At 40.1% G+C, this 16,880-nt stretch carries 19 protein-coding genes; 11 read left to right on the forward strand and 8 right to left on the reverse strand.

Annotated elements, in window-relative coordinates; genetic code table 11:
- Positions 1-153: 153 nt before the first annotated feature.
- The 4 genes from N0B29_RS00585 to N0B29_RS00600 are packed head-to-tail and all read left to right on the forward strand — an operon-like array spanning position 154 to position 5,489.
- Positions 154-2,400: a glutamine--tRNA ligase/YqeY domain fusion protein gene (locus tag N0B29_RS00585; RefSeq protein WP_263831771.1), complete on the forward strand. Its 2,247-nt coding sequence runs from the start codon at positions 154-156 to the stop codon at positions 2,398-2,400.
- The gene (locus N0B29_RS00590) at positions 2,400-3,563 is read left to right on the forward strand and encodes a glutamate--tRNA ligase family protein (protein ID WP_263831772.1); all 1,164 of its coding nucleotides are present in this window, start codon (positions 2,400-2,402) and stop codon (positions 3,561-3,563) included. The genes N0B29_RS00585 and N0B29_RS00590 overlap by 1 nt, the downstream gene beginning before the upstream one ends.
- Entirely contained in the window at positions 3,560-3,856 is a 297-nt protein-coding gene (locus N0B29_RS00595) for a YggT family protein (protein ID WP_438874151.1), read from the forward strand. Before N0B29_RS00590 ends, N0B29_RS00595 begins: the two co-directional genes overlap by 4 nt.
- Entirely contained in the window at positions 3,846-5,489 is a 1,644-nt protein-coding gene (locus N0B29_RS00600) for a lytic transglycosylase domain-containing protein (protein WP_263831773.1), read from the forward strand. The genes N0B29_RS00595 and N0B29_RS00600 overlap by 11 nt, the downstream gene beginning before the upstream one ends.
- Here the strand turns inward: N0B29_RS00600 and N0B29_RS00605 are convergent.
- Positions 5,431-5,910: a hypothetical protein gene (locus N0B29_RS00605; protein WP_263831774.1), complete on the reverse strand. Its 480-nt coding sequence runs from the start codon at positions 5,908-5,910 to the stop codon at positions 5,431-5,433. The genes N0B29_RS00600 and N0B29_RS00605 overlap by 59 nt on opposite strands.
- A 106-nt stretch (positions 5,911-6,016) precedes the next feature.
- Here N0B29_RS00605 and mobB point away from each other — a divergent pair, with 106 nt between their 5' ends.
- The 7 genes from mobB to N0B29_RS00640 are packed head-to-tail and all read left to right on the forward strand — an operon-like array spanning position 6,017 to position 11,514.
- A complete protein-coding gene (mobB, locus tag N0B29_RS00610; protein WP_263831775.1) occupies positions 6,017-6,514 on the forward strand; it encodes a molybdopterin-guanine dinucleotide biosynthesis protein B in 498 nt (165 codons plus the stop codon).
- A gap of 1 nt (position 6,515) precedes the next feature.
- Positions 6,516-7,352 (forward strand): class 1 fructose-bisphosphatase, encoded by an 837-nt coding sequence (locus tag N0B29_RS00615; protein WP_263831776.1) that lies wholly within the window; start codon positions 6,516-6,518, stop codon positions 7,350-7,352.
- The gene (locus tag N0B29_RS00620; protein WP_263831777.1) at positions 7,345-7,542 is read left to right on the forward strand and encodes a hypothetical protein; all 198 of its coding nucleotides are present in this window, start codon (positions 7,345-7,347) and stop codon (positions 7,540-7,542) included. Before N0B29_RS00615 ends, N0B29_RS00620 begins: the two co-directional genes overlap by 8 nt.
- Positions 7,543-7,564: 22 nt before the next feature.
- On the forward strand, positions 7,565-9,499 hold the full coding sequence (gene metG / locus N0B29_RS00625; protein ID WP_263831778.1) for a methionine--tRNA ligase: 1,935 nt from the start codon (positions 7,565-7,567) through the stop codon (positions 9,497-9,499).
- Positions 9,496-10,500, forward strand: coding sequence for a hypothetical protein (locus tag N0B29_RS00630; RefSeq protein ID WP_263831779.1), 1,005 nt, complete (start codon positions 9,496-9,498; stop codon positions 10,498-10,500). The genes metG and N0B29_RS00630 overlap by 4 nt, the downstream gene beginning before the upstream one ends.
- A gap of 12 nt (positions 10,501-10,512) precedes the next feature.
- Positions 10,513-10,932, forward strand: coding sequence for an rRNA maturation RNase YbeY (ybeY, locus tag N0B29_RS00635; protein WP_263831780.1), 420 nt, complete (start codon positions 10,513-10,515; stop codon positions 10,930-10,932).
- A gap of 3 nt (positions 10,933-10,935) precedes the next feature.
- Positions 10,936-11,514: a DJ-1/PfpI family protein gene (locus tag N0B29_RS00640; protein ID WP_263831781.1), complete on the forward strand. Its 579-nt coding sequence runs from the start codon at positions 10,936-10,938 to the stop codon at positions 11,512-11,514.
- Positions 11,515-11,530: 16 nt separating this feature from the next.
- Here N0B29_RS00640 and mrdA read toward each other — a convergent pair whose 3' ends face one another.
- From mrdA to hisB, 7 genes are all read right to left on the reverse strand, one after another.
- Positions 11,531-13,330 carry a penicillin-binding protein 2 gene (gene mrdA / locus N0B29_RS00645; protein ID WP_263831782.1) on the reverse strand — a complete coding sequence of 600 codons (1,800 nt, stop codon included), beginning with the start codon at positions 13,328-13,330 and terminating at the stop codon, positions 11,531-11,533.
- Positions 13,331-13,766: 436 nt separating this feature from the next.
- Positions 13,767-14,225, reverse strand: a complete 459-nt coding sequence (locus N0B29_RS00650) for an N-acetyltransferase (protein WP_263831783.1) — start codon at positions 14,223-14,225, stop codon at positions 13,767-13,769.
- Positions 14,222-14,824, reverse strand: coding sequence for a ribosome biogenesis GTP-binding protein YihA/YsxC (gene yihA, locus N0B29_RS00655; protein ID WP_263831784.1), 603 nt, complete (start codon positions 14,822-14,824; stop codon positions 14,222-14,224). The genes N0B29_RS00650 and yihA overlap by 4 nt, the downstream gene beginning before the upstream one ends.
- The gene (gene lptA, locus N0B29_RS00660) at positions 14,821-15,285 is read right to left on the reverse strand and encodes a lipopolysaccharide transport periplasmic protein LptA (RefSeq protein WP_263831785.1); all 465 of its coding nucleotides are present in this window, start codon (positions 15,283-15,285) and stop codon (positions 14,821-14,823) included. Before lptA ends, yihA begins: the two co-directional genes overlap by 4 nt.
- Entirely contained in the window at positions 15,286-15,819 is a 534-nt protein-coding gene (locus N0B29_RS00665; RefSeq protein ID WP_263831786.1) for an LptA/OstA family protein, read from the reverse strand.
- Positions 15,810-16,307 (reverse strand): KdsC family phosphatase, encoded by a 498-nt coding sequence (locus N0B29_RS00670; protein WP_263831787.1) that lies wholly within the window; start codon positions 16,305-16,307, stop codon positions 15,810-15,812. The genes N0B29_RS00665 and N0B29_RS00670 overlap by 10 nt, the downstream gene beginning before the upstream one ends.
- Positions 16,307-16,879 carry an imidazoleglycerol-phosphate dehydratase HisB gene (gene hisB / locus N0B29_RS00675; protein ID WP_263831788.1) on the reverse strand — a complete coding sequence of 191 codons (573 nt, stop codon included), beginning with the start codon at positions 16,877-16,879 and terminating at the stop codon, positions 16,307-16,309. Before hisB ends, N0B29_RS00670 begins: the two co-directional genes overlap by 1 nt.
- Position 16,880: the final 1 nt, after the last annotated feature.

Below are 16,880 nucleotides of genomic sequence, written 5' to 3' on the forward strand. Positions count from 1 at the left end.
TTGTGATTTTAAAATCAATAAATATACACTGCTGTATAAAAGCAATTTGATACTTCTTCCATATTTGATTATCAAGACTTTTGGCTTAATTAATACAGAGCATGGTAAAATACAAGCATTATAAGAGTTCTACATCAAAAAGGTTTTAAGAAAATGAGTGAGAGTAAAGATTTTTTACGCTTAAAAGTTGAAGAGGATTTAAAGTCTGGAAAGTATAAAGAAGTCATTACCAGATTTCCTCCTGAGCCTAATGGTTTTCCACACATTGGACACGCTAAGTCTATCTGTATCAATTTTGGCATTGCCCGTGATTATAAGGGGCATTGTAACCTCAGAATGGATGATACTAACCCTACAACAGAAGACATGCGCTATGTTGAAGCTCTGAAAGATGCCGTAACATGGCTTGGATTTGAATGGGCTGATAAAGTGTACTTTGCCTCTGATTATTTTCCAAAAATCTACGATTATGCCGTACAACTTATCAAAATGGGTAAAGCTTATGTTGATAGCCTGAACGAAGAAGAGATACGCGAATACCGTGGAACCGTTACAGAACCAGGACGAAGAAGCAAATTTGCAGAACGCAGCATTGAAGAGAACCTAGACCTTTTAGAGCGAATGAAAAAGGGCGAATTTAAAGATGGCGAACACGTTTTAAGAGCGAAAATTGATATGAGTGCGGCGAATATGAAAATGCGCGATCCGCTTTTATACCGAATCCGTCACGCGCATCACTTTAGAACAAAAGATGAGTGGTGTATTTACCCAATGTACGACTTTGCTCACTGCTTGTCTGATTATATCGAAGGCGTTACACATTCTATCTGCACTCTGGAATTTGAAAACAACCGTGATATTTATGACTGGGTGCTTGATGAACTTGAACTTAAACTCCCTCGCCCGTACCAACATGAATTTGCGCGTTTAGGTATGAACTATACCGTCATGAGCAAACGAAAACTGCTAGAACTTGTCAATGGCAACTATGTGAGTGGCTGGGATGACCCTCGCCTTCCGACGATTGCTGGCTATAAACGAAGAGGTTATACGCCTGAGTCTATTATCAACTTTTGCGACCAAATCGGCATAGCTAAGGCCAATTCTATGGTCGATGTGGCACAGCTTGAATTTTGCATACGAGATGACTTAAACCCAAAAGTACCACGCGTCATGTGCGTGTTGGAGCCTCTTAAAGTAACCATTGAAAATTACGAGGGCGAAGAGGAGATTGACGCGTCATACTATCCGCACGATGTCCCAAAAGAGGGTTCACGAAAACTGCCTTTCTCTCGTGAGATTTATATTGAGCGTGATGATTTTATGGAAAATCCTCCAGCAGATTACTATCGCCTCACGCCAAGTCAATCGGTACGACTTAAACATGCGTATATTCTTACATGTAAAGAGGTTGTGAAGGATGCCAATGGCACTATTATCGAAATTAAAGCTGAGTATCACCCTGATTCTAAAAGTGGCTCAGACACCAGTGGCATCAAGACCAAAAGTGCGATTCACTGGGTAAGCGCCAAACACGCCAAACAAGCTGAAGTCAGACTTTATGAGCGTCTTTATAAAATCGATGCACCAGAGGGATTGGAAGATCTTAACCCTGACTCTTTACATGTCATCAAAAATGCGTTTGTCGAGCCTGCCGTCATTAGCGAAAAACCTGACGTTCGGTTCCAGTTTGAAAGACAAGGCTATTTTTATGCTGATCCCATTGATTATACCGATGAAAAACCTGTTTTTAATAAAATTGTAGGACTCAAAGAATCGTGGAGTAAAAAAGCAGAAGCAACTGAGAATGCGCCTAAATCTGTGGCTCATAAAGTAGCGCACGTTGAAGGTGAAGTCGTCCCTATGAGCGAAGCTGAAAAAGCACTGTTTGAGAAATACACAAAGGTGCTTGGGCTTAACAGTGAAATTGCCAACACCTTAGCGCGCGATGAACAATTAGCCCATTTTTACGAAGAAACACTCTTACATGTCAATAGCCCTGTAAGTGTTGCAAATATCGTTGCAAATGAAGTTGCAAGAGAATTCAAACAAGAAATGGAATTGAAATTTAGCGCCAAAGAGATCGCTGAACTTGTTGCTATGATGGATGAAGGAACGATTTCCAATAAAATCGCAAAACAAGTTTTTGAAGAGATGGCAAAAACGGGTGAAAATCCAAAAACAATCGTTGAAGCCAAAGGTCTGACACAGATCAGTGATCCTGAAAAACTGAAACCTCTCATTGATGAAGTGATTGCAAAAAATCCTGAGAATGTGGCTAAGTTTAAAGCAGGCAATACCAATCTTTTTAGCTTCTTTGTGGGACAAGTTCTCAAAAACAGCGGTGGCAAAGCCAACCCAAGCGTGGTCAATGCCCTCGTAGCGGAGAAGTTGAAGTAATGTACCGATTTGCCCTTGCACCCATAAATGATATGCGTATAAGCGACCTTAGAATCGCGCTTTTAAATTATATCTGCGCCAAACAAGCGGGCGAACCGTTTATCGTGCGGATTGAAGATGGTGATAAAAAGCGCAACATTGAGGGTAAAGACCAAGAGATTTTAGAGATGTTGGAGCTTTTTGGCATAACGTATTCTCATCTTTATTATCAAAGTGACAATTTTAAGTACCATCTCCAATTTGCCTCCACACTGTTGGATAGAAAAAAAGCCTTTATCTGTTTTTGCCCTAAAGATACAGTCCCTTATGAGGGAAAATGTGAGCATCTAAGCTCTGAAGAGGTGTTAAACAACCCAAATCCTTTTGTCATTCGTATGAAAAAAGAAAATAACGACTCTGATAGCTTTGTCATCATGCGCACAGACAAATATCCTACCCCTATTTTCGCCTCAGCGTGCGATGATATGCTTCAAGGTGTAAGTACCATTATTTGCGAAGAGTCGCACCTAAATGACGCGCCTAAAGAGGAGTGGATTCGCAAAAGTATCGGCTATGAGCAACCCATCCACTATGTGTATGTTCCAACCTTTCAATGCCAAAAGAACGAGCGCAGTGTTCAAACACTTTTAGATGAGGGGTTTATGCCTGAAGCGATTATAAATTACCTTCTTGTGCCAAGCCAAATTCTCACATTTGAAGAGATCATGTCAACCTTTGATCTTCAAACGCTGAACACATCTGCTTCTTTTGAGATAGAAAAACTGCGTTTGATTAACCGTGAGCATATTCAAAAACTAGGCGACATGGAACTTTCCAAACGTTTAGGCTATGCCTGTGAAAACATCGGAAAATTGGCAAAAATCTATACCGAAGAAGCCCATACAACATACGAAATCAAACAAAAAATTGATGCTTTATTTGCAAAAAAAGAACCATTTTCAGAATTTGAAGCTGAGAGTAAAATACTTCAAGGGCTCATTTTAAAGGCACCTTACTTTGAAGCATTTGATGACTTTAAAGCCTATCTTTCTGAAAAAAGCCGTTTAGAAGGAGACCCCTTCTTCAAACCTCTTCGTTTCTGGCTCAGTGGCGCTGATCACGGACCAGAACTTGACCTCGTGTATCCTCTTATCAAAAACTATCTAAAGGAGATTGTTAGATGATCGTTTTAGCGACACTTATTGAAGCTTTTGCCACTATTTTACATACATTGATCAACATCTATATTTGGGTTGTCATTATTGCTGCACTTATTACGTTTGTGCGCCCTGATCCGTACAATCCTATTGTTCAAATCTTGTTTCGTCTGACCAACCCGGTATACGCATTTATTCGTAAACTTGTTCCAACCTTAATTGGTGGTATTGATCTTGCTCCGCTGATTGTGATTTTGACACTTCAATTTATAGACCTTTTTGCCGTTAAACTCTTGTTTGCACTCGCCAATGTTTTATAAATTGTTAATTGGACTTTTCCTCTGCCTTTGCGTCTGTGTTGATCTTTTTGCCGATGAACCCGTGAACTTCGATTTTTTCGGAGACAAACCACGAAGCCTTGCTAAAGATTTTTATATCTATGAGTACCTTCAAAGCGATGCCGTAACACCCAAAGAAGCCAAAGCGCTCTTTGGGATGGTGCATACGATGAATATCCGTTTTTTCCATCTTTTTGCCAAAAAAATGGACAACCTCGAATATAAAAAAATCTCCAAATGTGTTGATCTTGATGTGAGTTCTTTGATGAAAGAAGATGATGAGTGCTTTAACATTGGCATAAACATCTCAAAAGTCACTTCGCTCTCAAAAAGCCAACTCAAACTTATCAAACCTCGCTTGAAACACAATAAAGAGCTCGTTAACCTCATCACCATTATGGAGAGCGAGAACGTTTATGAAGCCGCACTTAACAGCGATGGCAATACGTTTTTGAGCCTCTACAATGGCAGTATAACATCGTACAAAGCGGCTATTTTCAATCAGCAACTTATTCCTCAAGCGCAGATTGATATGCTTTCTAATTACCCTAAATTTAACTCATTGATCTACAGTACTGTACTGAATGATAAACTCGATAATGTCCAAAAGTCGCTTTTACATGTAACGCCCTCTGTACATGTAAGCGCCAAGTCACTTTTTTACCTTGGACTTAATGCGCTCAAATATAAAGAAAAAGCACAAGCCATTCACTTTTTTGAGCTATCAAATGAACGTGCCAGCAAGCGTGAAGAGAAAGACCGTGCTCTTTTTTGGCAATACTTGATCACTCAAGATACGCACTATTTAGAGCGTATGATGGAAAGCAGTGACATCAATATGTACTCGCTTTATGCTTATGAAAAATTGAATTTGCCTTACAAAAATATCGTCTCTCCTGTTTTAGAGGGAACGCATCCAAGCTTTAATATCAGCGACCCTTTTGCATGGCCACGCATTATGAATAAAGTCTATAAAATGAGCGCTGAAGAGGTTGAGTCACTGGCACAAAGCTTCAAATACGCCAATACCTTGCCACATTACAGTTATTTGATGGAGCGTGTGACGCACTACGCCAAAAACTACTACCCTATTCCTTACCCTGAAGAGATCTCTAGTTATTCGGTGCATCGCCAAGCGTTAATGCTCTCCATTGCGCGCCAAGAGAGTCGTTTTATTCCTTCCGTTGTCTCCACTTCGTACGCTCTTGGAATGATGCAATTTATGCCTTTTGTGGCACGCGATATTGCTAAAAAAGAGAAATTGGAAGATTTTTCGATCTCAGCCATGTTTGATCCTCGCATAGCCTATCTTTTTGGCAATATTCATCTCAACTTTTTAGAAAAAAGCTTATACCATCCCCTTTTTGTAGCGTATGCTTACAATGGAGGAATGGGTTTTACAAAAAGACATTTACAAGGCGGAGCATTTTCACAAGGTGCTTATGAGCCTTTTTGGAGTATGGAAACGATGATCAATGAAGAGAGTCGCGAATACGGTAAAAAAGTACTCGCGAACTATGTTGTCTATCGCCACTTATTGGGTGATGATGTCTTAATTAGTAATCTTTTCGAAATTTTACTGCAACCCGCTCTGAGCGATCGTTTTCGAAACTAATCTCCATTTTAATCTCTTCAGTTTTGGGCGCTTGTACTAACACATAGTGGGTCCAAGCGTTCGCAGAAGAGACGAGTTTAAGAAGTGGAGCATCTTGATTGAGGGGTGTAACACTTACATTTTCATCCGTTCCATTGACTTGAAAGTTCGATAGTGTTACTTTATCAAAAGTACTATCGCCTGTTGCAGTGTACGTTCCAACAATAAATTTTTCACTCTCTTGTGTCACCAATTCATGATTGATCGGGTTTAGATAGGTCACAGTCACAAATGTTTTAGAAGTTTCCGAGTTTTTTATCTCTATCTTTTTAGAGTTTGCCATGCCATAATCCATCAACTTTTCATGTTGATCCTCGGTTAATTTTGAGGCACATCCATTCATCATCAAGACGACTAAAACCATCAAAGCATATCGCATCATTGCTCCCGTTATTCAGCTCTTATTCTTGTTATCTCATCAAAAGCTAAATCTTTTTTTGCTATAATTTTTTGTATTACTATGATAATAACATAAAAAGCAGGAAAAAATGAAATCCTTAGCTGTTGCATTTACAGGACCATCCGATAGCGGAAAAACAACGCTTATCCTTAAAGTAGCGACTTTACTCAAAAAAGAGTATGCGCTTGCCATCATCAAAAACGATCCAAGCGATAAAGCAGTATTTGATGTTGAAGGTAAAGATAGCTGGAAGTTTGCACAAACCGGTGCTGAAGTAGTTGTTACTTCGCCTACGCGTACAACGCTCTTTTCCAAACAGCACAAAAGCTTAGATGAGATCATCGCGATGCTAGGTGAGTTTGACTTTTTACTGGTTGAAGGGCTTAAAACGCTACCGCTCCCTCGTATAGCCATATTTCGCAACAAGCTTAATGTTGACTATTTTGACTGTTCTGATGCCATTGCCATCGATGAGAGCATCAATCTTTCAGAGTACACCATTCCATCGCATATTGCGATTTTAGATTTAAATAATCCCGAGCAAATCGTTGCTTGGATAGAAAAAAATGCCAAGAAAGTGAAATAACATGCACGAAATTTACGAAGCTATTAAGCGTTCTGCCATCCGCATTAAAGAGGCAATCGAATTTGATGACACAGGATACTCCGAAAACATCAACTCCACTGGCGATACACAGCTCAAGCTCGACATCAAAAGTGACCTTATCATTGAAGAGGAGTTTACCAAAGTAGCCTCTATCAAAGAGATCGTCAGCGAAGAGAAAGAAGATAAAACACCTTTACATGTAAACGGAATTTACGGCATTGGGTACGACCCACTGGATGGTTCAAGCTTGATTGATGTTAACCTAAGCGTTGGCTCCATATTTGGGATCTACGAAGGTGGATACGATGGTAAACATCTTAAAGCTGCTGTGTATGTTGTCTATGGACCACGTGTTGAACTCGTCATCGCAGAAGATGATGTCAAGATGTATCGCTTAAACAAAAGTGGTGAATTTGTCTTTATCAAAGAGATTAAGCTCAAAGAAAAAGGTAAACTCAACGCCCCTGGTTCAACCCAAATGTGCTGGGAGCCTAAGCATAAAGCGTTAATCGATGCTATTTTTGCCGATGGGTATCGCTTGCGTTACTCAGGTGGCATGGTACCAGACTTGCACCAAATCCTACTCAAAGGTGGTGGACTTTTCTCCTACCCAGCAACAAGTGATGTACCTAAAGGCAAGCTTCGCATGATTTTTGAGGTCTTCCCTTTTGCGTATGTGTATGAAAAAGCAGGTGGCGAAGCTATTGATGGAAAACGAAGAGTGCTCGATCTCGCTCCATCTCATCCACACGACACCACGCCATGTTTCTTTGGCTCGCATGCAGAGATAGAACGTGTTCGGAAGTGTTATGAGTAGTGAAGTAACTGATATTTACGAACAAGAGTTGCAAGAGAAAAAAGCAGTCTTGCAAGCATGTCAACAAAGTAAAAACGTTCTGACATGCAGTGACTGTGAAAAGATATTTGAGTGTGATACCCGCAAAACCTATGTCAAGGCCGTTTACGAAAGTATGGCAAAAGGACAAGGTGGCGGATTTGAGTTTTAACAATATACAATTAGGAAAAACGATGTCCCAAAAAGCCTACATTACCACCCCAATTTACTATGTTAACGATGTTCCACATATTGGGCATGCGTACACGACCATCATTGCTGACACCATGGCACGCTACTACCGCTTGAAAGGCTATGAGACTTTTTTCCTAACAGGAACCGATGAACACGGTCAAAAGATCGAAGAAGCTGCCAAAGCACGCAATAAAACACCTCAAGCATACGCCGATGAGATTAGTGGAAAATTCCGCGCTCTTTGGGACGAGTTTGAAATCAGCTACGATAAATTTATTCGAACCACCGATGCAGAGCATAAAACGGGTGTGCAAAAAGCGTTTCAAGTGATGTTTGACAAAGGTGACATTTATAAAGGTGAATACGAAGGTCATTACTGTGTGAGTTGTGAGACTTTCTTTACTGACACCCAACTGGTGGATGAAGACAAATGCCCAGATTGTGGCAAGCTTACACGCCTTGTTAAAGAAGAGAGTTACTTCTTCAAGCTCTCTAAGTACCAAGAAGACCTCATCAGATGGTACAACAACGATGAGAAATGTGTCCTTCCAAAAGGCAAAAAAAACGAAGTGATTAGCTTTGTAAAACAAGGCTTACGTGACCTTTCCATCACACGTACAAGTTTTGACTGGGGTGTTAAACTCCCCGCATCCATGAACGATGACAAGCACGTGATGTACGTATGGCTTGATGCGTTGTTAAACTACACCACCGCTCTTGGGTACGGCACTGATGAGAAAAATATGGACTTTTGGCCAGCAACCATTCACCTGGTAGGAAAAGACATTCTTCGCTTTCATGCCATCTACTGGCCAGCGTTTTTGATGAGTCTTGGATTAGCACTTCCAAAACACGTAGCCGCACACGGCTGGTGGACGAGAAATGGTGAGAAGATGAGTAAAAGTAAAGGCAATGTCGTCAACCCAAAAGAGGTTGCAGATGCTTATGGCTTAGAGAACTTTAGATACTTTATGCTTCGTGAAGTGCCATTTGGTCAAGACGGTGACTTTAGCCAAAAAGCGTTGATGGACCGCATCAACTCCGATCTTGGCAATGAACTGGGCAATCTTCTTAACCGCATCATCGGAATGAGCGGAAAATACAGCAATGGCGTTGTCAATTCCAAAGATGTAACGACATATCATGCAAGTGAGCTCACTGCAGTCGATGATATTTTGAAAAATGTTGAAAACAACCTTCTTGAACTTCAAACCAATCGCTACCTTGAAGAGCTTTGGAAAGCCCTAAGTATTGCCAATCAAGCGATTACCGTACATGAGCCATGGGTGAAAATCAAAGAAGGCAAAATAGAACAAGCTCTTGCACTTGTAGCACTTGTTTCAAATATTTTGGCACGCGTCAGTGTCCTTTTGCACCCTGTTATGCCAAAAACGACTACCATCATCGCAAAAGCAATGGGCTTTGAGATCAACACGGCCCATTACGATAAATTGATTGTTCGCAAAGATTTTTTAGATGAATTTACCATTGAAAAAGTTCCACCGCTTTTCCCACGTATTGAAGAAGAGTTGATGGCACAACCTGCACCTGTGGTTGTTGAACCAACACCTGCAAAAAAAGACAAAAAAGAGGCACATAAAGCAGAATCGATTATTACGATTGACCAATTTTTTGAAACCTCTTTAAAAGTGGGAACCATTTTGGAAGCTGGCATTTTAGAGGGAAGCGATAGACTTTTAAAACTCAAAGTCGATCTTGGAGAGAGTGAGCCTAGACAAATTGTTGCGGGTATTCGTGAGTATTACACACCTGAAGAGCTTATAAACACCCAAGTCTGCGTTGTGGCAAACCTCAAACCTGCAACGATCAAAGGGTTACTCAGTCAAGGAATGCTTTTAGCGGCGAAAGATAAAGAAGGTCTTTGCCTAGTTCGTCCTGAGAAACCACGCCAAATTGGCGCTTCTATTGGATGAAAATAGACAACTTTGTACGCATCATTGATGGGAAGCTCATCACAACGCCTCCCATTGATGCGTTTGCTTCGATTTGCCTTGATGCTTCTCGGATCTTGCATGGTGATCTTTTTATCGACACAACTGCATCACGCGAACTGATCCATCAAGCTCTTCTAAAAGGCGCTTACGCCATCGTTACAACTCTTTCTTTTGAAAATGAAGACGAAGAGTGTGCATGGATCGAGGTCTCTTCCATAGAGCAGACACTCATTAAACTCTTACGCTATACCATCACTCAAAAATCGCTCACTATTGTGCTGCTTTCCCCTGTGCAAGAAGCGCTTTTGGAGATGATTCAAACACCTCGTACCATTAAGCGACTGCGCGGTGATCTTCTGTTGATGACAAAAACGTTACTTAACGCAAAGGAAGAAGAGCATTTTAGTCTCAGCGATAGCATTCTTGGAAAGAAAATTGCACCTGCATCCAATCCTATTGACAACGCTTTACATGTAAAGCCTGCAATTGTGTCCAAAGGACTTTTCCTCTCCTCTTTTTGGTATCAAGAACGCTACTTTTTTGATCAAAAAATTCCTTCGATTTTTGTGGAAGAACTGCTCTGTTTACTCCAGTTTTGCGATACTCATGCCATTGCTTATGCTTTAGAGTCTTTAAGTTTTTGTGAACATTTTTACCCGCAATTCATCACGCAAGCTCTGTGTAAAAAAGAGTTTGGAAACAGTTCTAAAGCGCTTATTTTTGAACCGCTTCCCTCGTTACTTCCTTCACTTCTGAGCTATATGCAAACACAGGTTGAAAGCTCCTATATCATTCTTGCCCTTCCCAAAGGTTTTCACAAAAGCTTCTCTTTTGAAGGGGAAACACTCTTTTTTGAAACGGTGGAAGAACTCGCTATCTTAGCGCATAAATCGTTTGCTTATACCCTTATTTTAGGTGATAAAGAAGCTTATGAGCCACTGTTTATCAAAACATTTACCACGCAACCAAGCTTATTTTAAAAGGAGCTTCTCATGCTACTCATCGAAAATGAATTGAATGTCGCTTTACATGTAAAGATTTTAGAGCAAATTTGCGCGGAGCATACGCCCAAAGAAGTAGAACTTGTCATCGTTGATAGTCAAAGCATGCACGAACTCAATCTGGAGCACCGAGGTATGGATAAAACCACCGATGTCCTAAGCTTCCCCATCGATGATTTTCCTCACGCTCCTCTGGGTGCTATCGTTATCAACCACGAATTAGCAGAGCAAAAAGCCAAAGAACTTGGGCATAGTGTTGAAGAAGAGATAACGCTTTTGTTTATTCACGGTATGCTGCATCTCTTAGGATTTGACCACGAAGTCGATAATGGCGAAATGCGCGCTCAAGAAGAGGCATGGATCAAGCAGTACAATCTACCTGCAAGCTTGATCGTAAGAACAGAGGAGTAACCTATGGTGACCATCGGCATTGTCATCTTTCCTGATGTTGAAGAACTTGATTTTGTCGCACCCTTTGAAGTACTAAGCTACATAAACAAAGTGCAAGCCAATAGCACCAAAGTGCTTTTAATTGCTCCCAGTTTAGAGCCTGTACACGCTTTTAATGGCTTGCGAATTTTGCCTGATGTCACGCTTGAGAGTTGCCCTACTTTAGATATTTTACTTTTTCCAGGGGGCAAAGGTCGAATGACATGGATGAAAGAAGCTTCCATGCAAAACTTTATCCAAAAACACTCCAAAGAAGTGACTTACCTAACCTCTGTCTGCACAGGTGCATTTTTTCTTGCAGAAGCAGGAGTGCTCAAAGGAAAAGAAGCTACCACCTATCACACCGCTTTTGATGAGCTCGCCGCGTATGGCATCAATGTCGTCTCTTCTAAAGTCGTTCAAGGCGGAAAGATTATTACCGCAGGAGGCGTGAGTTCGGGGTTGGAGCTTGGTTTTTACCTTTTACGTGAGCTTTTTGGGCTCAAATGTGCGCAAGAAGTCGCAGAAAAAATCGAATATAAAATCGATGTGAGCACACTTTAGTCTTTACATGTAAAGGCTATTTGATGTATCCCATCTGATACAGTTTGTCATAAATTTTAGAGGCAATTGGACCACCTTCTGATCCACCGTGTCCACCGTGTTCAACAAGGACAGTGACAACATACTGCGGATTTTCATAAGGTCCATAAGTCGTAAGCCATGCGTGAGAGCGTTGATAGTAGTCCATATCTTCTTCGCGCATACGTTTTTTATCGGTTTGCGAAAGCCCAACGACTTGAGCCGTTCCCGTTTTTGCGGCAACTTTAAAAGGTGCGGTGACTTTAAGGTGGTTTACAGCGGTACCACCTGGTACATTTGCCACTTCATACATTCCTTCTCTTGTCACTTTTAAAAAGCGTTTCTCACTCTCACTGACGATATTAGGATCAACAGGAAAATCAAGCGCAACATTATTGATTTTACTAACAAAATGCGGTGTTACACCATTGCCTGTCGCTAAAAATGCCGTGTATTTTGCAATTTGCACCGGTGTTACAAGAAAATACCCTTGACCAATGGAGGTAATGAGCGTTTCACCCTGTGACCAGCCTTTACCAAAGCGTGCTTTTTTCCACTCACGACTTGGAACCGTTCCCGTAAATTCGCGAGGTAAGTCAATGCCTGTTTTAGCTGCAAAGCCAATTTTGGAAAGAAAAGGTGCGATAAGATCAATACCTGTTTTTAGGCTTGCTTTATAAAAATAGTCATCACAGCTCTCTTTAATAGCACGAACATAGGAGATCATGCCATGTCCCTCTTTTTTCCAGTCACGAAAGACCCTACCACCAAGCTCCATCGTGCCAGTGGATTCAAAAGACATTGAAGGGGTGATAATGCCTGAGTTCATCATCGCCATGCCCACGCCCATCTTTACGATTGAACCTGGGGGATAAAGACCGTTTACAAGTTTGTTGGTAAACGGGTGATTAAGATCATTGGCTAAGACAACCCATTCATCTTGAGTAATGCCACTGACAAATTTATTAAGATCGTATTCGGGAAAGCTCGCTGATGCTAAGATTTCACCCGTTTTAGCATTCATAACCACGACAGCACCGCTATCGTTGCCAAAAAGTTCGGCAATGTAACGCTGCAATTCAAGATCAAGGCTTAAAATCAAATCATTACTTTTTGGAAGTGTTTTACTGACCTGCTCTATCTCTTGATTAAAAGCTGTTACTTTGGTTTTTTTTTCACCCTTAATCCCACGCAACACACCATCGTAATATTTCTCTATACCTGTTTTACCTGAGAAACCAACCAACTTTGCTGTGCCCGTATCATCTTCGGCAATATCTTGGGTATTGGACTTACCAACATAGCCAATCACATGCGATCCTAGCGAGCCATAAGGATAATGACGTTTTGAAGTAATCTCAATTTTCAAATTTTCATGTTGTGAAATCATGGCAAAATGGGGAATGAGCTTATCATAAGGAATAAACGCAATAACATCAACATAATCATGGTTATAAGGAGAATCCGCTTTGAGATACTCTTTGGTCATCTCTTTGATACTAAAATCAGGTAGTTGTGAGGCTAAAAATGCGATTTCTTGATCTAAAATGGCGCGATTGGCTTTATAACTTAAACGCGGTTTGATCCTAATCGAAAAACCAAGTCGATTCACTGAGAGGGGATTGAGATTTCGGTCTAAAATAACACCACGAAGAGGTGCTAATTCATCCACTTTCACAGCATTTTGTTTGGCAATCTCTTCATAATAAGCATTGGATTTGATACTAATATAATACACTCTGACCAACAGAGCGATCCACACCGAAATGAAGATACCAAGGACGATCTTAATTCTCACCGCGAAATCCTAAAAAGCATAAACGAGAGAATTGAATCTATCGCAATATAATAAAAATAGTAGTTTGAAAAATAAGGAAAAGGCGCATTGTCCAAGTACGCAAAAAAAGCATTGAGCAAGAAATGCCCAAGATACGCAATGACTACATAAGCAGCTAAAATACAGTTATTACATGTAATAACGTTTTGAATCTTATAGATTGCGAATTTATAAACAAACGCAAATAAAATCACATACGAAAAAAGATAAAATCCCTTGGTTAGATCGTACAAGCATATATACAAAAAACTTAACAAAAGAGGTATGGAATTGTCTTCATGTTGATGAAAATTGATAATCAGATAGCAAAAAACAACCCCCACAAAAGAAGGTATAAGGGGATAAAGTGAAGACATTACTAGCCCCAAAAGGAGCAATCCACTCATCCAAAAAAATTTTAAATAGTTTTGATGAGCGCTATTTCGTCGCATATTGGAAAATGTTTGCATTTAATACAATCTGCCCATATTTTATGAGCAGGTAGTGCTTCTTTTGAGATTTCAGTAAAACCAACGGACTCGAAAAATGCTTTTTGATAGGTCAAAGTAAAGACTTTTTTGACACCTAAACTTTCCCCTTCAATGAGAAGGTTTTGAACAATTCCTTTACCAACACCCTTACCTCTAAAGCCTTCTTTAACCACAAGACTTCGTATCTCTGCCAAATCGTCAGCATGAAAATGAAGTGCCCCAAAGCCAATAATATGATCATTTTCTTTTGCTAAAATGTAAGAGCGAATATTCGTTGCCATTTCATCGGAGCTTCGAAAAAGAATAATACCTTTTTCGACTTCGGGCTTGACAACTTCTTGCATTTGAACAATATCACTCAGTTTTGCTTTGGTATAGTTAATCATGATTCTGCTCCAAAAAGTGTTGTAAAAATCGCATTCAGTGCTTTATCTACCCCTTTTTTACTACTGCTTGAAACTAGAATAGCATCAGGATAGTTTTTCTTAATGAGGCTAATATCGGCTTGTTTCAATTTATCGAGTTTTGTAAAAATACGCAAAATGGTCTGATCAGGTCTTACGATACTTTCCAAATAGGTATGTACCGCTTGATCAATTTCCAAAAAAGGGTGACGTGAATCGATAAGGTGTACAAAAACGCGAATGGAAACGCGTTTTTGAATATAGTTTGTAAGATTTTTTTGCCACTCATCTTTCAGGCTATGAGAGACTTTTGCATAGCCAAACCCCGGAAGATCGACCAGTTGTGCATGAAAAATTTTGTCATCTTTCTCTAAAATAATTTGAAAAAAGTTGATAAGGCGCGTTTTACCTGGTGTTGAAGAGCTTTTTGCAAGCCCTTTTTTATTGGTGAGTGCATTAATAATGGAGCTTTTGCCGACGTTACTACGACCAATAAAAGCAACTTCACTCATTCCCTCTGGTGTTGTCTCCTCCATTTTGGAAGCAGACTTCACAAAGAAGGCATTTTTTACTTTAATCACTGTTTTTTATCCTCAACTTTGAAGATAAATTTAACGGGTGTATTGCCTTTTCCATCGACGTTATAATGCCCGCTGACTTGATCGACACGGATAAAATCACCGTAAACTTTTTTATCTGTTTCAATCTCGTGTAAAAAGGCCTTTTTCTCTAACGTATAGAGACTTTTATTTGGCTCATACGTCATCTTCTCAGCTTCGCCATAATACTTTTTTTGATTCATCGTTAAATTGCCCTTGGCATCACCGGTTGCAATGTAACGAATGGGTTGTTTTTTATCGTCAAACTCGATAACGACTTTTTGCGCTGTAAGTTTATCGCCTTCTTTTATGACGACAACATGCCCTTCAAAGGTACTTACTTTCTTCTGTTCATCAGCAAAAAATTTATCCGCAGTGACTTCCACTTCTGCCGCTACAAGCATACTTGAAGCGCATAAACATAGTGCTATCCATTTTTTCATCTATTTTTTTCCTACTTGTTGTATAAACGAGTGTATATTAGTGGCGCTTATTGTGCCCTCTTTCATCTGATAAACAAATGAAAGCCCATGACTACGGCTCTGCTTCTGCGTAAAGATAAAAGGTTTTTCACTACTTAGTGTTTCAGTGATAGTGTTGTAAAAAATATCTTCACCATCGAGTGCTACACCATCATCTCTATAATAATGCGAGTTGGTTTGAAAATGCATCACTTTATCTTGAAGCGTTCCCTCATCCGATGTCAAAACGCCGCGCAATCCCTCTTTGGTTTTATGCCCTGCATTGATCACATAAAGCTTATCAAAGTCTTGATAGCGAGCCACTCGTTCTGAATGAACAATGCTCTCAATAATGCCCTCTTTGATCTGATAATTTTGAGCATTAAAAAGCTCAATTTCAGGGATCAAATTACCATTTTGATCGACAATATTAATGGTATAAGGCTCTTTGATAATTAAAAAAAGCATCATTCCAAAAAAAAGAAGTGTTGCGTATGAAAGTAATCTTACAGCCAAAGGTTTACAAATGCCTCACTCAAGTTTTCTTTTTCGATAACTATGTCGATCATCTCTCTAACGGCTGCTTTGCCACCCTCTTTTTGTAAGACCACATCTACTGATTGTCTCACCAAAGGCAATGCGTCTGCTGGAGCAAAGGAGAGTCCAACTGCCTTTAACAAAGAGAGATCATTAAGATCATCTCCAATGGCAGCAACTTGCTCAAAAGAGAGCCCTTCTTTCGCTAATATTTCTTCCAAAACAGCTTTTTTATTTTTAACGTCTTGATACAAATAAGTAATACCAAGCTCTTTAGCACGTTTATCCACCACGCGAGAACTTCGTCCTGTGATAATTGCTGTTTTACGACCTAATTTCATCCATGAAACAATGCCAAAACCATCTTTGACATGAAATGTTTTAAACTCTTCCGCATCGCCATTGCCATACATAATGCCACCGTCTGTTAGGCAACCATCGACATCAAAAACCAATAATTCAATCATTACAACACGCCCTTTGTACTGGGAATTCCAACACGCTCATTCTTTACTAAACTTCGGCGAAGGGCTACGGCAAACGCTTTAAATGCTGCTTCTAAAAGGTGATGTCTGTTTTTTCCACGACGAGCTACAATGTGCGCACTAATGCCTGCATTACTCATCACAGCTCTAAAAAACTCTTCGGCTAGTTCAACATCAAACTCACCTACTTTTCCTTCCATCTCAACATCATAAACCAAATAAGCCCGATTACTAAGATCAAGAGCACATTCAACGGCAGCCTCATCCATCACAACAACCGCATTGCCATAACGCTCTACGCTCTCAATAGGGTATATGGAAGCACGCAAGGCTTGACCTAACACAATGCCGACATCTTCAACGCTGTGGTGAAAATCGATATGCGTATCACCTTTACATGTAAGCTTCAAATCCATCAATGAATGTTTAGCAAACGCTTCAAGCATGTGATCAAAAAAGCCTATACCTGTCTGTATGTTTGCTATTCCTGTACCATTAATCTCTAATTCAACACTGATTTGTGTCTCTTTGGTTACGCGTTGTAGTGTTTGCATT

Origin of the sequence: Sulfurospirillum oryzae (genome assembly GCF_025770725.1) — a bacterium.
Lineage (GTDB): Bacteria > Campylobacterota > Campylobacteria > Campylobacterales > Sulfurospirillaceae > Sulfurospirillum > Sulfurospirillum oryzae.

Bases quoted from the DNA above. Each gene is read 5' to 3' on its own strand.
- N0B29_RS00585 (WP_263831771.1), top strand. From the start codon at position 154: ATGAGTGAGAGTAAAGATTTTTTACGCTTAAAAGTTGAAGAGGATTTA.
- N0B29_RS00590 (WP_263831772.1), top strand. From the start codon at position 2,400: ATGTACCGATTTGCCCTTGCACCCATAAATGATATGCGTATAAGCGAC.
- N0B29_RS00595 (WP_438874151.1), top strand. From the start codon at position 3,560: ATGATCGTTTTAGCGACACTTATTGAAGCTTTTGCCACTATTTTACAT.
- N0B29_RS00600 (WP_263831773.1), top strand. From the start codon at position 3,846: ATGTTTTATAAATTGTTAATTGGACTTTTCCTCTGCCTTTGCGTCTGT.
- N0B29_RS00605 (WP_263831774.1), bottom strand. From the start codon at position 5,910: ATGATGCGATATGCTTTGATGGTTTTAGTCGTCTTGATGATGAATGGA.
- mobB (WP_263831775.1), top strand. From the start codon at position 6,017: ATGAAATCCTTAGCTGTTGCATTTACAGGACCATCCGATAGCGGAAAA.
- N0B29_RS00615 (WP_263831776.1), top strand. From the start codon at position 6,516: ATGCACGAAATTTACGAAGCTATTAAGCGTTCTGCCATCCGCATTAAA.
- N0B29_RS00620 (WP_263831777.1), top strand. From the start codon at position 7,345: ATGAGTAGTGAAGTAACTGATATTTACGAACAAGAGTTGCAAGAGAAA.
- metG (WP_263831778.1), top strand. From the start codon at position 7,565: ATGTCCCAAAAAGCCTACATTACCACCCCAATTTACTATGTTAACGAT.
- N0B29_RS00630 (WP_263831779.1), top strand. From the start codon at position 9,496: ATGAAAATAGACAACTTTGTACGCATCATTGATGGGAAGCTCATCACA.
- ybeY (WP_263831780.1), top strand. From the start codon at position 10,513: ATGCTACTCATCGAAAATGAATTGAATGTCGCTTTACATGTAAAGATT.
- N0B29_RS00640 (WP_263831781.1), top strand. From the start codon at position 10,936: ATGGTGACCATCGGCATTGTCATCTTTCCTGATGTTGAAGAACTTGAT.
- N0B29_RS00650 (WP_263831783.1), bottom strand. From the start codon at position 14,225: ATGATTAACTATACCAAAGCAAAACTGAGTGATATTGTTCAAATGCAA.
- lptA (WP_263831785.1), bottom strand. From the start codon at position 15,285: ATGAAAAAATGGATAGCACTATGTTTATGCGCTTCAAGTATGCTTGTA.
- N0B29_RS00670 (WP_263831787.1), bottom strand. From the start codon at position 16,307: ATGATTGAATTATTGGTTTTTGATGTCGATGGTTGCCTAACAGACGGT.
- hisB (WP_263831788.1), bottom strand. From the start codon at position 16,879: ATGCAAACACTACAACGCGTAACCAAAGAGACACAAATCAGTGTTGAA.